General features: G+C 65.3%; 13 protein-coding genes. 2 read left to right on the forward strand and 11 right to left on the reverse strand.

The genetic code is table 11. From position 1 onward, the window contains the following. Positions 1 to 19: 19 nt before the first annotated feature. Genes dcd through RXV95_RS01465 form a run of 5 tightly spaced genes read right to left on the reverse strand, consistent with a single transcriptional unit; the run spans position 20 to position 2,587 of the window. Positions 20 to 574, reverse strand: a complete 555-nt coding sequence (gene dcd, locus RXV95_RS01445) for a dCTP deaminase (protein WP_338467249.1) — start codon at positions 572 to 574, stop codon at positions 20 to 22. A gap of 21 nt (positions 575 to 595) precedes the next feature. Continuing rightward, positions 596 to 1,045, reverse strand: a complete 450-nt coding sequence (locus RXV95_RS01450) for a cytidine deaminase (RefSeq protein WP_338467250.1) — start codon at positions 1,043 to 1,045, stop codon at positions 596 to 598. A 54-nt stretch (positions 1,046 to 1,099) separates the two neighbouring features. After that, positions 1,100 to 1,372, reverse strand: coding sequence for a hypothetical protein (locus RXV95_RS01455; RefSeq protein ID WP_338467251.1), 273 nt, complete (start codon positions 1,370 to 1,372; stop codon positions 1,100 to 1,102). After that, positions 1,369 to 2,064, reverse strand: coding sequence for a glycoside hydrolase family 25 protein (locus RXV95_RS01460; protein WP_338467252.1), 696 nt, complete (start codon positions 2,062 to 2,064; stop codon positions 1,369 to 1,371). Before RXV95_RS01460 ends, RXV95_RS01455 begins: the two co-directional genes overlap by 4 nt. 40 nt (positions 2,065 to 2,104) lie before the next feature. After that, positions 2,105 to 2,587 (reverse strand): UPF0262 family protein, encoded by a 483-nt coding sequence (locus RXV95_RS01465; protein WP_338467254.1) that lies wholly within the window; start codon positions 2,585 to 2,587, stop codon positions 2,105 to 2,107. A 132-nt stretch (positions 2,588 to 2,719) separates the two neighbouring features. Between RXV95_RS01465 and RXV95_RS01470 the strand changes: the two genes are divergently transcribed. Both RXV95_RS01470 and rpoZ read left to right on the forward strand, forming a co-directional pair. After that, positions 2,720 to 4,240: a replicative DNA helicase gene (locus RXV95_RS01470; RefSeq protein WP_338467255.1), complete on the forward strand. Its 1,521-nt coding sequence runs from the start codon at positions 2,720 to 2,722 to the stop codon at positions 4,238 to 4,240. Between the two features lie 182 nt (positions 4,241 to 4,422). Next, the gene (gene rpoZ / locus RXV95_RS01475) at positions 4,423 to 4,767 is read left to right on the forward strand and encodes a DNA-directed RNA polymerase subunit omega (protein ID WP_338467256.1); all 345 of its coding nucleotides are present in this window, start codon (positions 4,423 to 4,425) and stop codon (positions 4,765 to 4,767) included. 400 nt (positions 4,768 to 5,167) lie between these two features. Here rpoZ and RXV95_RS01480 read toward each other — a convergent pair whose 3' ends face one another. The 6 genes from RXV95_RS01480 to ptsP all read right to left on the reverse strand — a co-directional run bounded on the left by RXV95_RS01480 (position 5,168) and on the right by ptsP (position 13,525). After that, a complete protein-coding gene (locus RXV95_RS01480; RefSeq protein WP_338467257.1) occupies positions 5,168 to 6,154 on the reverse strand; it encodes a quinone oxidoreductase in 987 nt (328 codons plus the stop codon). 3 nt (positions 6,155 to 6,157) lie between these two features. Continuing rightward, positions 6,158 to 8,107 (reverse strand): ATP-dependent zinc metalloprotease FtsH, encoded by a 1,950-nt coding sequence (ftsH, locus tag RXV95_RS01485; protein WP_338467258.1) that lies wholly within the window; start codon positions 8,105 to 8,107, stop codon positions 6,158 to 6,160. Positions 8,108 to 8,204: 97 nt separating this feature from the next. Next, positions 8,205 to 9,188 carry a tRNA lysidine(34) synthetase TilS gene (gene tilS, locus RXV95_RS01490; protein WP_338467259.1) on the reverse strand — a complete coding sequence of 328 codons (984 nt, stop codon included), beginning with the start codon at positions 9,186 to 9,188 and terminating at the stop codon, positions 8,205 to 8,207. Between the two features lie 7 nt (positions 9,189 to 9,195). Further along, a complete protein-coding gene (locus RXV95_RS01495) occupies positions 9,196 to 10,167 on the reverse strand; it encodes a hypothetical protein (protein ID WP_338467260.1) in 972 nt (323 codons plus the stop codon). 85 nt (positions 10,168 to 10,252) lie between these two features. Further along, positions 10,253 to 11,101, reverse strand: a complete 849-nt coding sequence (locus RXV95_RS01500; protein ID WP_338467261.1) for a helix-turn-helix domain-containing protein — start codon at positions 11,099 to 11,101, stop codon at positions 10,253 to 10,255. A 147-nt stretch (positions 11,102 to 11,248) separates the two neighbouring features. Beyond that, the gene (gene ptsP, locus RXV95_RS01505) at positions 11,249 to 13,525 is read right to left on the reverse strand and encodes a phosphoenolpyruvate--protein phosphotransferase (RefSeq protein WP_338467262.1); all 2,277 of its coding nucleotides are present in this window, start codon (positions 13,523 to 13,525) and stop codon (positions 11,249 to 11,251) included. Between the last annotated feature and the right edge of the window lie 75 nt (positions 13,526 to 13,600).

Genomic DNA, 13,600 nt, shown 5'->3' on the forward strand with positions numbered 1-13,600 from the left:
ACGCCGGCCGGAGCGGGATCTACAGTCTGGGCAGGGTCACCCCGCGCTGGCCCATATATTTGCCCGCGCGGTCCGCATAAGTGGTTTCGCACGGTTCGTTCCCTTGCAGGAACAGGAACTGGCACGCGCCTTCATTGGCATAGATCTTGGCCGGAAGCGGCGTGGTGTTGGAAAATTCCAGCGTGACGTGCCCTTCCCAGCCCGGCTCAAGCGGGGTGACGTTCACGATGATCCCGCAGCGGGCATAGGTGCTCTTGCCAAGGCAGATCACCAGCACGTCGTTCGGCACGCGGAAATATTCGACCGTGCGCGCCAGCGCGAAGGAATTGGGCGGGATCACGCAGACGTCGGTCTTGCGGTCGACAAAGCTGTTCGACGCAAAGTCCTTGGGGTCGACCACCGCCGAATCGACGTTGGTAAAGATCTTGAACTCGTCCGCCACGCGCGCGTCATAGCCATAGGAGGAAAGGCCAAAGGAAATGCAGCCTTCGCGCCGCTGGCTTTCCACGAAAGGTTCTATCATCCCTTCGGATCGGGCCTTTTCGCGTATCCACTTGTCGGAAAGAATGGCCAAGACGGTCCCCTCATATGTCGTTCAGGCCAGATTGGCCGGGCCGAAAGCATGCGGCAAGAGGGCGGACAGGCGGATTTCCACGATTTCGCGCGCGCCGACGCACAGGACGATCGGATCGGTGCCGCCCAGTTGCGCCAATTCGTTGACCACCTGCCTGCACCGTCCGCACGGCGTGACCGGCGCTTCGGCAATCACCGGCGCGCCGTCAGCCCCGGTCATTCCGCCCAGCACCGCCACCGCGACCAGCCCGCCGCGCCGTCCGGCCTGCGACGCGATGGCGCAGGCAACCGTTTCGGCACACAGCGACAGGCCATAGCTTGCGTTCTCCACGTTGGACCCGGCCACGATCGCGCCATCGTCGAACAGCAGCGCCGCGCCCACGCGAAAGCCCGAATAGGGCGCATAAGCCGCAAGCGCCGCGGTGCGAGCGGCGGCGACCAGCCGGTCGCGCGTTTCGGTGTCGATTGCCATGGCGCGCGTGATCGCCGGTAACGCGAGGCGTGGCAAGCGCTTCCTCGAACGTTGTCAGCGATTGAACGCCACGAACGCCCCTGCCAGCGCAATATCTATTGCCAGCCCGGCCAGGAAAATCGCGGGCCAGCGATACTTGCGCCACTTCACCGCCACCACGATGCAGACAACCGGCATCGCCAGGATCGGGCTCGCGCCAAGCCACGGCCCAAGCCCCGCCAGCCCGGCCGACAGCATCATCAGGAAATAGAGCGTGACGACGACCTGGAACGAAAGCGCGGTCAACCCCGCAAAGTCGAGCCTGCCTTGCTTGCCGGGCTCGCTCATGGATGCACCACCACCCAGCGCAGCGCCGCGTCGGATGCGGGCGTATGCAACCGGTCCGTCGCGGTCCACAGCACCCAGGGGCGCGCCACATAGTCCGGCGCGATGAAATCGCCTTCCACCCAGGTGTTGCGGTCAAGCATCGTGGAAAGGTGATAACGCTTTTCGAAGCGCGACGACATCATCAGGATCGCGGGCTTACCCGAATGACGCTCGATCTGGTTGAGGAACGTCGTCAACTCGCTTTGCAGCGCCGCTTCGCTGGGAACCTCTCCGCAATGCGCGGGATCGATGTCGAGTGAGACCGCCGGCGGCAGCAGGTGCGAATCGCGCGGCACGGTTGTCACGAAATTTGCCGCCTGCCCGTCTTCCGGCTCGCACGCGTCGTAAACGATCACCGCACCTGCCTGCATGCCCCTGTCGCGCACGGCAGCCAGCGCCTTGCCGAAGGCCGGATCGCGGCGCTCGCTTCCGATTGTCGCCGTCAGATACGCGAAATCCGCGCCTTCGGCATGGAGCAGCCGCCAGTCCACCGGCATGGCATTCGCGTCCAGCCACACGCCCTGCACCGGATAGTCGGTGCGCGCCGGCTTCCATTTGCGCGCTTCGCGCCATGCCGCGCCGCCCGCCACCAGCAACAGCAACAAGGCCGCCGCCAGCCAGCGCCTGCGCGCCGCCTTCCTGTTTTTCGCCATGTGCCTGTTGCCCCTCGCGCGGCCCGATGCGGGTCTGGATTCAGCCCCTGATATGGAGGACGCAGATCAAGGTAAAGAGACGCCGCGCGGTGGCGAAGTCGGTCTCCACCTTCCCGTCCAGCCGTTCCAGCAGCATTTCCGCCGCATTGTTGTGGATACCGCGCCGCGCCATGTCGATCGTCTCGATTTCCTGCGCGGTGGAGCGGCGGATCGCCTGGTAATAGCTGTCGCAGATGGCGAAATAATCGCGAATCGGGCGGCGGAAGCGGCCCAGCCCCAGCACGATGGTTTCCAGCGGATTTTCCGCTTCGTCCGATATGGCCATCGCAAGCCGCCCGTCCTCGACCGAAAGCGCCAGCCGATAGGGGCCTTCATTCCCCGCCGCGAAGGCGCGCACCGGCCTGAACGTGTTTTCCTCGATCAGGTCGAAGATGGCGATGCGCCGCTCCTGCTCGATATCGGCGTTGCGCCAGATGATCGTCGCGTCGTCGAGCTCGATATGCGAGATGCGCGGGTCCGCCATGAGGCGGCTTGTGTTGCAGACGCGAAGGGACCGGGCAAGGGGGCCGTTAAGCCGATTCGTCCACAGTCCGTGCACAGACCCGTCGAGAGGTTGCTATTGCCCCTCCGGAACGGCGGGCGCATGACAGCGCACATGGCCACTCCCGCTCCCGCCAATGACCCGTTCCAGTCCGCCGATGGCGACGAACTTCGCGCGCTGCCGTCCAACGTGGAGGCCGAAGCCGCCTTCCTCGGCGCTGTGCTGATCGACAACCGCATCCTGGAAGAAATCGGCGCCCAGTTGAAGCCGGAACACTTCTTCGCGGACGTCCACGGCCGGGTTTACGAACGAATCCTGACGCTGATGGATCGCAAGGCGGTGGTCACGCCGGTTACGCTGAAACCCTATTTCGAAAGCGACGAAGGGCTGAAGGAACTGGGCGGCACGGCCTATCTCGCCCGGCTTACGGCCGACGGGCAGGGCCTGCTCAACCCCCGCGAACTGGCCGAACAGATCTATGACCTGGCGCTGCTGCGCGAACTCATCTCGGTTGGGCGCGGGCTGGTTGCCGGCGCGATGGACACCAGCGAATCGGTTTCGCCGATGGCGCAAGTGGAACAGGCCGAATCGCGGCTTTACGAAGTGGCAGAGGGTGCGCAGACCGGCAACGAAGCGCAAAGCTTCACCGCCGCCACCCGCGTCGCCATTGCCGCAATCGAAAAGGCGCTGAATTCGGGCGGCCACATCGCGGGCAAGACCACCGGCCTGTCCTCGGTCAACGAAAAGGTCGGCGGCCTTCACGACAGCGACCTTATCATCCTTGCCGGCCGTCCGGGCATGGGCAAGACCTCGCTTGCCACCAACATCGCCTTTAATGCGGCCGACCGCCTGCGCCGCGACCTGGCCGACGGGATCGACGCGGCCAAGTCGGTCGGCGCGGGAACCGTGTTCTTCAGCCTGGAAATGAGCGCGGACCAGCTTGCCACGCGTATCCTGGCCGAACAGTCGGGTATCAGTTCCGAAGCGTTGCGCATGGGGCGCATCAGCCGCGAGGATTTCAAGCAGCTTTCGCGCGCCAGCCAGACACTGGCCGAACTGCCGCTTTATATCGACGACACCCCGGCGCTGACGATCTCCGCCTTGCGCACGCGCGCGCGGCGGTTGAAGCGGCGGAATCCGGAAATCGGCCTGATCGTGGTCGACTACCTGCAACTGCTGCAAGGCACCGGACGGACCGAAGGCCGCGTCAACGAAATCTCGGAAATCAGCCGCGGGCTGAAAACGCTGGCCAAGGAACTGGCGGTGCCGGTGATCGCCCTGTCGCAGCTGTCCCGCGCGGTGGAAAGCCGCGACGACAAGCGACCGATGCTTTCAGACCTGCGCGAATCCGGCTCTATCGAGCAAGACGCCGACATGGTCTGGTTCGTGTTCCGTGAGGATTATTACGTCGCCGCGCGTGAGCCCAAGCGCCCGACCGAAGCGGATGACGCCAAGACGCACGAAGCGCACGGCGCCTGGGCGGCCGAGATGGAGCGCGTCTATGGACTGGCCGAACTGATCGTTGCCAAGCAGCGCCACGGCGCCACCGGCAAGGTGCGCCTGCGCTTCGAACCGCGCATCACCCGCTTCAGCGACCTGGCAGAAGACGCGCAGGCCGCCAGCAGTTACGATTGATCGGGTTTGGTGCTTGCGGCCGACGGAGCGATCCGCTCCCGCTATCACGCCGGTCCGGGTTACCACCCCAATTCGCGAAATTACGCTTTATATTTCAATATGTTATGCGAATTTTTCTTGACTTTTCAATGCGCAGTCGTGTAGCAGCCGCGCTTTCCTGAATTGCCAGATTGGAGTGCCACATGGCGCGCGTTACCGTCGAAGATTGCGTCGACAAGGTTCCCAACCGTTTCGATCTCGTCCTGCTCGCCGCAGAGCGTGCGCGCGCGATTTCGGGCGGCGCGGAGCTGACCCTCGATCGCGACCGCGATAAGAACCCGGTCGTCGCCCTGCGCGAAATTGCGGAAGAAACGATCAAGCCCAAGGATCTCAACGAAAGCCTCGTCCAGTCGCTGCAGCGCGTTCTGCCCGACGACGATGACGAAGTGGACGAAATCGGCTCGCTCAGCCAGTCGGCCGAAGCACTGCGCATCACGGCCTCCGCGCCCACGCGCAACACATCGCTGGGTGCCGATTACGACGGCTGATCGCCGCGAGTTGATCGCCGCGAGGCAAAGCAATCACCAAGCGCGGCCCGTCATCCCATCCGGATGGCGGGCCGCCCTCGTTTCGGTGTCGGCGTTTCCGCGCCAGAATCGCACGCGGCGATGAGCGGCGCTAGAGCGTTTCCCGACCAATCCGGATCGCCGTGATTGCGTGAGGGAGCCCACTGGCAAGGCGCGGCGTGCAGCAGGGGCCGGCCCGCCCCTGCAAGCGGCGCAACGCTGTCCAGCGGGCTCCCTCACGCAACCGCTTCGCGGCGGGCCCCTTTTGGCCGATCGCAGCGTCGCTCGTCGCGCACGATGGCCCGCATCGCGCTGCTTCTCGCTCCTCGCGACCGGCCAAAATCGGCTCCGTCACGGTGACCCAGATTGGTCGGAAAACGCTCTAGCAATTGAGGACGAACGGCCCCGCTTCGCGCGCTTCGAGGGCGCGGTGGGCCGCAGCGGCATCGGCCAGCGGGAAGTGCCCGCCGATACCAACAGGAAGATCGCCGGCCGCGATCATCGCGAACAATTGCGCGGACAGGTCGCGCAAACGCTTTGTGCCGTCCAGATAGGCCCAGAGGAACGGCCGCGTGACCGAATTCGATTTCGCACCGAGCCGTTGCAGCTGGAACGGCGGCACCGGCCCCGATGCCTGCCCGTAAAGCACAAGATGTCCGCGCAGGCCCAGTGCGCCAAGCGAGCCTTCGAACGTGTCCGCGCCCACCGCGTCGTATGCGACGGCCACGCCCTTTCCGCCGGTAAGGTCGGCAATTCGCGCGGATACATCGGCTTCGCGATAGGGGATGACCTCGTCGCAACCCGCTTCACGCGCAAGGCGCTGTTTCTTTTCCGATCCGGCCGTTCCATAGACCGTGCAGCCACGGCGCGAGGCGATCCGCGCCAGCAACTGGCCAACGCCGCCGCCCGCCGCGTGCACCAGCACGTGCATATCCGCTTCCAGCTTGTGCACGTCTTCGGCCAGCACCATCGCCGTCAACCCGCGCAGCAGCCAGGCCGCCGCCGTATCGAACCCCACCGCATCGGGCACGGGCACCGCCAGATGCGCGTCCAGCACCCGGTTGCGCGCATATCCGCCGTATGAGTTGTCCATGTAGGCCACCCGGTCGCCCACCGCGAAATCCGTGACGCCCTCACCCACGGCCTCGACCACGCCCGCGCCTTCAAGCCCCGGAATCCCGGGTGGTGTCAGCGTCTGGTAAAGGCCCGAGCGGACATAGACATCGTGAAAGTTCACGCCTGCCGCGTGCTGGCGGATCTGGATCTGGCCCGGCCCCGGCGTGCCCAGCGGCACGCTTTCAAGCTGGAGTGCCTCCGGCCCTCCATAGGCCCTGATCACGATCGCGTCGGTCTGGCCCGAACTTGCCAAGGATCAGGCCCCCTGGGGTTGCGCGGACCCCGAACCGCCGCCCGAAAATCGCCGTCCGGCCTTCGGCACGGCAGACCCGCGCCCGGCGACCGGGCGCAGCGTTCCGGAAGGTTCGTCCGGACGGTCGATCTTGCCGTTCTTCATCAGTTCGGTGATCTCGTCGCCGGTCAGCGTTTCGTATTCCAGCATCGCCTGGGCAAGCAGGTGGAGCTTGTCCTCCTGCGCCTTCAGGATCTCCGTCGCGCGGACATGGGCATTGTCCACCAGAAGGCGGATTTCGGTGTCGATCAGCTTGTTCGTCTCGTCGGACGACATAAGCCGCTGCGATCCGCCCATGCCAAGATAGCCTTCCTGCTGCTCTTCGTATTGCAGCGGGCCGAGCTTGTCGGACATGCCCCACTTGGTGACCATGTTGCGCGCCAGAGAAGTGGCATACTGGATATCGGACGAAGCGCCCGAACTCACCTTGTCGTGGCCGAAGATGATCTCTTCCGCCACGCGGCCGCCCATCGATACCGCCAGGTTCGCCAGCATCTTGTCACGGTGATAGGAATAGCTGTCGCGTTCCGGCAGGCGCATGACCATGCCCAGCGCGCGGCCGCGCGGGATGATCGTGGCCTTGTGGATCGGGTCTGACGCTTCCTCGTTCACAGAGACGATCGCGTGGCCCGCCTCGTGATAGGCGGTCATCTTCTTCTCGTCCTCGGTCATGACCATCGAGCGGCGCTCGCTGCCCATCATGACCTTGTCCTTCGCGTCCTCGAACTCCTGCATGGCGACAAGGCGCTTGTTGCGCCGCGCGGCCAGAAGCGCCGCTTCGTTGCACAGGTTGGCAAGGTCGGCGCCCGAAAAGCCGGGCGTGCCGCGCGCGATGGTGCGCGGATTGACGTCGGGCGCCAGCGGCAGCTTCTTCATGTGCACGCCCAGGATCTTCTCGCGCCCGTCGATGTCGGGCACCGGCACCACGACCTGACGGTCGAAACGGCCGGGACGAAGCAACGCGGGGTCGAGCACGTCGGGTCGGTTGGTGGCGGCGATGATGATGATGCCTTCGTTGGCTTCGAAGCCATCCATTTCGACCAGAAGCTGGTTCAGCGTCTGTTCGCGCTCGTCGTTCGAATTGCCGAGGCCGTGGCCGCGATGGCGGCCGACCGCGTCGATTTCGTCGATGAACACGATGCACGGCGCGTTCTTCTTCGCCTGTTCGAACATGTCGCGCACGCGGCTGGCGCCGACGCCCACGAACATCTCGACGAAGTCGGAACCCGAAATGGTGAAGAACGGCACGCCCGCCTCACCCGCGATAGCGCGGGCGAGCAGCGTCTTGCCGGTGCCGGGCGAGCCGACCAGCAGCGCGCCCTTGGGAATCTTGCCGCCCAGCTTCGCAAAGCGCGACGGGTCTTTCAGGAACTCGACGATTTCCTCAAGCTCTTCGCGCGCTTCGTCGATGCCCGCCACGTCATCGAACGTCACGCGGCCGTGGCGTTCGGTCAGCAACTTCGCCTTCGACTTGCCGAAACCCATCGCACCGCCGGCACCGCCACCCTTCTGCACCTGCCGCAACGCGAAGAACGCGATGCCCAGGATCAACAGGAACGGCAGGGAATTGGCGAGGATGTAAAGCAGGAGGTTCGGCTGGTCCTGCGGCTTACCGGTAAACTGCACGTCATGCTGTTCGAGTAGTTGCGGCAGCGTGGTGTCACCGGGGATCGGCACGGTCTGGAACGTCTGGTCGTTCTTCAACGTGCCGGTAATCCGGTCGGGCGAAATCTGCACGTCGCGCACGGACCCTTCCGCCACTTCCGCGCGGAAGTCAGAATAGCGCATCATCTGGCCCGATGCGTCGTTGTGCGAACCGAACATCGATACGACAAGCAGCAGGGCAAGGAATATCCCGCCCCATATGAGGAAGCTCTTGATCCAGGGGTTACCCTGCGGCTGGTCGTCGTTCATTGCGTTCCGGTCTCGAAAAAATGAGTGGTTCGCCCGTCAATGTAGGACCGGACGGGTGAATCGCAATATAAGCCAGTCGCGAAAAAACGCGCATTTCTTATCGTTGCTGGTGATCAGTCGCGGGATTCGCACGGTGTGGCGGGGCCTTGGTGAAGCGCCAGGTGCTTTCCCGCCCTTCCGCACGCACCCCTGCAAGCGTGGCCGTTTCCCCCGATTCGAGCGAATCGAGCCAGCGCGCGATCTCGCTTCCGCGCGGGTTTCCGCTTCCGATCACGGCGACGATCCGTTCCAGCACGCGCATCCGCACCGCGCGCGGGGCGCGGGGCGAATAGCTGATCTCGAGCGGGCGTTGCGCGACATCGCGCCATTCCACGTCCACCGCCCATTCCAGCGCATCGTCCGCTTCGGCAAGGCGCGACGCGCTGGCCGCAAGGCCGGCGGAATCGATCCAGTCCGCCCCGGAAAGCCCTTCGCGAACGCGCACGCGTTCATATTCGCGGTCGCGGTTGGACGGGTCTTGCGCCGGGACGATCCCTGCCGCCCGGCATAACTCGGCCAGTTCGGCGCGGCGCCAGTCAAGCAAGGGGCGCAGCAGGGGAATCGACGGTGCGCCAGGAACCGTCGCCGCCGGGCGCATCGCGGCCAGCCCGCGAAGCCCTGCACCGCGATTCAGCCGCATGACCAGCGTTTCGGCCTGGTCGTCCGCATGGTGCGCCGTCACCAGCGCATCCAGCCCTTCCTCTCGCATCCATGCGGCCAGCACCGCGTACCGCGCGTCGCGCGCGCGCGCCTGCACCGCCGAACCGGGCGCAAGGTTTATCGCCAGCGTCCGGTGCGGAACGCCAAGCCTGGCGCAAAGCGTGGCAACCATCGCCGCTTCGTCCGCCGCCTCGGTCCGCAGGCCATGATCGACGGTGGCGCAATGGATGCGTCCGGGCGCGGCCCCGGCGGCAAGCGCCAGCAAGGCAAGGCTGTCCGGCCCTCCGGAAACCGCCAGCGCGATGCGCAACCCGTCGCCGCCCAGCGCGGACAACCTGGCCGCAAGCCGCGCGCGCGCGCCGATCAGCGCATCACCCGGCATCACCGCATCAGTTGCAGTTCACAGCGCTGCTGGCGCGGGCGTATTGCGTTTTCAGCCGGCCGGCGATGACCGTCGCATAGTTGCGCTGCAGTTCTTCCAGCGCGAGGCACGCGCGCTTGGTTTCGTGCAACTGCTGCATCGCTTCGGACAAGTAGATCAGGCTGTCGGGCGCACGCGCGCCGTTCTTGTCCGCCTGGTAGTTCTTGACGAACCATTGCGCGGCGGTGCCGGGCTTGCCGTCGTCAAGATAAGCCCGGCCCAGCAGGTTGCGCGCATAGCTGATGCGCTTGTGGCCGGGGTATTCCTGCACCACTTTCTGCAATTGCTGTTCGGCTTCGGGATAGAACTTCGCGTCCCACAGCCGGTAGCCGTAAAGGTATTCGTCCTCTCCCTTGTCGCCGCTGTCGGGCATGACAATCGCCTTCACCGCCGCGACGCGGTCAGCCGAAGGCTTTGGTGCGGGGAGCGCGGTAGAAGCCGGCTGGGATGAAGGCTGCGAAGCGCCGCCGGTCATGGCGGCGGTATTGGCATCGATGGTGGCGCCGTTGCGGACCGCATCGTCTTGCCCCGTCCCGTCGGCAGCGGCGGCGGGGGCCGCATCCATCGCGGCGAACTTCGCTTCCAGCTTGCCGATGCGGTTCTGGTTCAGTTCCACCTGCGATGTCAGCCGCGCAAGCTGCGCCTCCACCGTGTCCATGCGCGCCAGAAGGTCTGTCACAGCGGATGGCGAAGGCGCGGTCGTCGTCTGGGGAGCGGCCGTTCCGCCGGTTATCTGGGGCGCGAACGTCTTGCCAGCGCCATTGGGGAAGACCTTGCGCTGCAAGGCACGCAACTGCGATTCTATGTGGTCGATCCGGGTGTTCACGTCCTGCGCCGCAACGGTTGCGGGCATGCCTGTGGCAGCCAGTGCAAGCGCGCAGGCGATGGCGGGCATGGCCCGGACCGTGCGGGGGCGGAAGGTTCTCTTTGTCGTCGTCATCTGGTCCCGTCCGGAGCTTTCGGCGCGATCTGGCCGTTGTTGCGGCATTCTTTAACCAAGCGCCGCACAGCCTGTCGAGCAAGGGCTACATCGTAGTGGTGGAAGATGCCTGCGGCGCAGGCGACGCGGCATTCCCCCGCGCAAGCAGCGCGGAAGGCGTAACCGGCACGTCCTTTACCACCGTCTGTGCGTCAGCAAGCGGCGGCACGGGCTTTCCGCCCACGGTGATAGCGAATGCGTCGGGCCTGCCCGTCCAGACCTGCGGGTCTTTCGCATCGACCGGGACGGTATAGCTTTCGCCCTGCGCCATCTGCTTCTGCATCAGTTGCTTGCCCGATCCGTCATAGAACTTGATCCAGATCTTGTCGGCAAGCGCGGTGAAGACGACCGGACCGTTGTTCACCGTGGGCGCGGGGGATGTGGAAGGCGTGGGAGTCGCTGCCCTGTTTGCAGCGGGTGCGGGCTCCGGCGCGCCGGCCAGCGGGGGAAGCCCGGTTGCCGGGCTATAGTAATTGCTCCAGAACAGGCCCCCGGCGACCAGCACGGCCAACGCCACGGCCACGGCGATCCACACCGTTGCCGTTCCCGGCGTCTTGGCGGGATCGCCAACCTCGAACTGCTGCACGGTACGCGCGGAATCGGACGGACCGAGCGCATCGAGCTCTTCGCGCACGCTATCGGCGATTTCGGCGTCATCCAGGCCCAGCGCACGCGCGACGCTTCTCGAAAAGCCGATGGCATAGGGCCTGCCGGGCAGCGCGGCGAAATCGCCCGCTTCGATGTTTTCCAGATGGCGAACTGCAATGCGCGTCTCGTCGGACAAGTCGCTTATCGACTTGCCCGCCTCTTCGCGGGCTGCGCGCAGACGTGCGCCTACTCCGCCGGGAGGAGCGTTCTCCTGCGTGTCTTCCGTATAGACATCGGCTTCGGCCACGGTGGTACTCCCGTTGCGCGTTCTAGTGTTGGCAAACCCTGCGTGCGAGGCAGGCCGTCTATTGCTCGAAATGTCAACGGTTTTTCGTTTCGAATCCACATTTCGAGCGGCGTGAATCCGTGCCCGCGCCCCTGGAGTGCGCGGCCCTTAATCGCAATCGATATCGCGCGCCGCGGCCCAGGCCTTAAGTTCGGCGCGCAAGTCCGCCGGCGGGCTAGCCAGCCATTGTTCCATCGCTTGGGCGATCTCGGCCGTGTCGACCTTGCGCACCAGTTCCTTGATCGGCCCCACTGCGGCGGGCGTGATCGACAGCCGCGTGAACCCGATGCCGATCAGGGCCAGCGCCTCAAGCCGCCGCCCGCCCATCTCTCCGCAAACGGTAAGATCGATGCCGTGCGGGCCAACCGTGCGCACCACGCGGCGCAGGAAGCGCAGGATACTGGCGCCCAGCCAGTCATACCGTTCGGCCAGCTTCGGATTGGCGCGATCGGCGGCGAAAAGGAACTGCGTCAGGTCGTTGGTGCCGACCGACAGGAACGAGATGCGCGGGGCCAGTTCATCGAGGCTTTCGGCCAACGCGGGCACTTCCAGCATCGCGCCGAAGCGGATCGATTCCGGCAGCTGCTTCTTGCGTGCTTTCAGGAAGGCCACCTGGGTTTCGAACATCGCGCGCGCCGCGTCGAATTCCCACGGTTCCGTCACCATCGGGAACATCACGTTCAGCGTGCGTCCCGCCGCCGCCTCTATCAGCGCGCGGGCCTGCGCCTTCATCAGCCCCTCACGCTCAAGCGCGACGCGCAGCGCCCGCCAGCCCATCGCGGGGTTTTCCTCGTCCAGCAGGTCTTCGTCGTGGCGCAGGTACGGCAGGATCTTGTCGCCGCCGATGTCGACCGTGCGGAAAATCACCGGCTTGTCTCCGGCGGTATCCAGCACGTCGCGGTAAAGCCGCGTCTGCCGCTCGCGCGCGGGAAGGGTCGCCGAAACAAGGAACTGGAATTCGGTGCGGAACAGCCCGATCCCGTCAGCGCCGGTCACCGCGACCATCGCCGCGTCGTCACGCAGGCCGGCATTCATCATCACCGTGATGCGCTTTCCGTCGCGGCTGACGGGTTCAAGGTCGCGCATCGCCGCATAGGCGGCCTGGCGTTCGCGGTTGCGGGCAGAGCGGTTTTCGAACGCCTCGATCAGCATCGGCGTCGGCCGCACGTCGACCACGCCCTGTTCCGCGTCGAGCAACAGTTCGTCCCCTTCGCGGATCACCGCGCGAAGACCCCTTGCCCGGCCCAGCACGGGAACGCCCATCGCCCGCGCCACGATCACCACGTGCGCGGTAAGCGATCCTTCTTCCAGGATCACGCCTTTCAGGCGCCGCCGGTCGTATTCCAGCAATTCCGCCGGGCCAAGGTTGCGCGCGATCAGGATCGCATCGCCCTTCAGCCCCAGCGTGGCCGCCGTGCCCAGCTGACCGGAAACGATGCGCAGGAGCCTGTTCGAAAGGTCTTCCAGATCGTGCATCCGGTCCGCCAACAACGGATCGTCTATCTGGCGCATGCGCATCCGCGTGCGCTGCTGCACGCGTTCGATCGCGGCTTCTGCGGTAAGACCGGAATCGATCGCTTCGTTGATCCGGCGGCTCCACCCTTCGTCGTAGGCGAACATCTTGTAGGTCTCGAGCACTTCCTCGTGCTCTCCTCCCACGCCGAATTCGGCCTGGTTCGCCATGCGGTCGATCTGGTCGCGCATCTTGTCGAAGGCGAGATAGACGCGCTGGCGTTCGGCCTCGATATCCTCGGCCATCACGTGTTCGATGGTGACGCGCGGCTGATGGAACACGGCCACACCCGCCGCCAGCCCCTTTACCAGCGTCAGCCCATGAAGCCGTTCCGGCCCGGTCTGCAGCGGCAGCGGGCCAAGCGCGTCTTCCTCGTCGATCAGCTCGGCATTGGCGATCAGTTCGGAAAGGACCATGGCCACGGTCTGCAGCGCCTCGATTTCCACTTCCTCGTAACGGCGCGGGTCAAGGTGCTGGACCGAGAGCACGCCCACCGCCCGTTCTCGCCGCACGATCGGCACGCCGGCGAAGGAATGGAACTTTTCCTCGCCCGTCTCTGGGCGGAAGGCGAAGTCCGGATGGGTTGCCGCCTCGGCAAGGTTCAGCGTCTCGATATTATCGGCAATCGTGCCGACAAGGCCTTCGCCCACCGCCAGCCGCGTAACGTGGACGGCGCTTTGTTCCAGCCCGCGCGTGGCGAACAGTTCAAGCATCCCTTCGCGCAGGAGATAGATCGAGCAGACCTCGCTATCGAGGCTCTCGCCTATCACCTCCACGACCTGGTTGAGCTTGGCCTGCGCACCGGCCCGTGAGGCCATGACCTCGTGAAGGGAAGTCAGGATCGCTCGGGCTGCGGCTACGGCTGTGGTCATGCTGCATGGCGTAGCGCAAGCGCGCGGAATTGAAAACGCCGCGACCGGCGAACCGGGCGAATTTTGGCGAGTTAA

It is taken from the genome of Novosphingobium sp. ZN18A2, from assembly GCF_036784765.1.
GTDB lineage: Bacteria > Pseudomonadota > Alphaproteobacteria > Sphingomonadales > Sphingomonadaceae > Novosphingobium.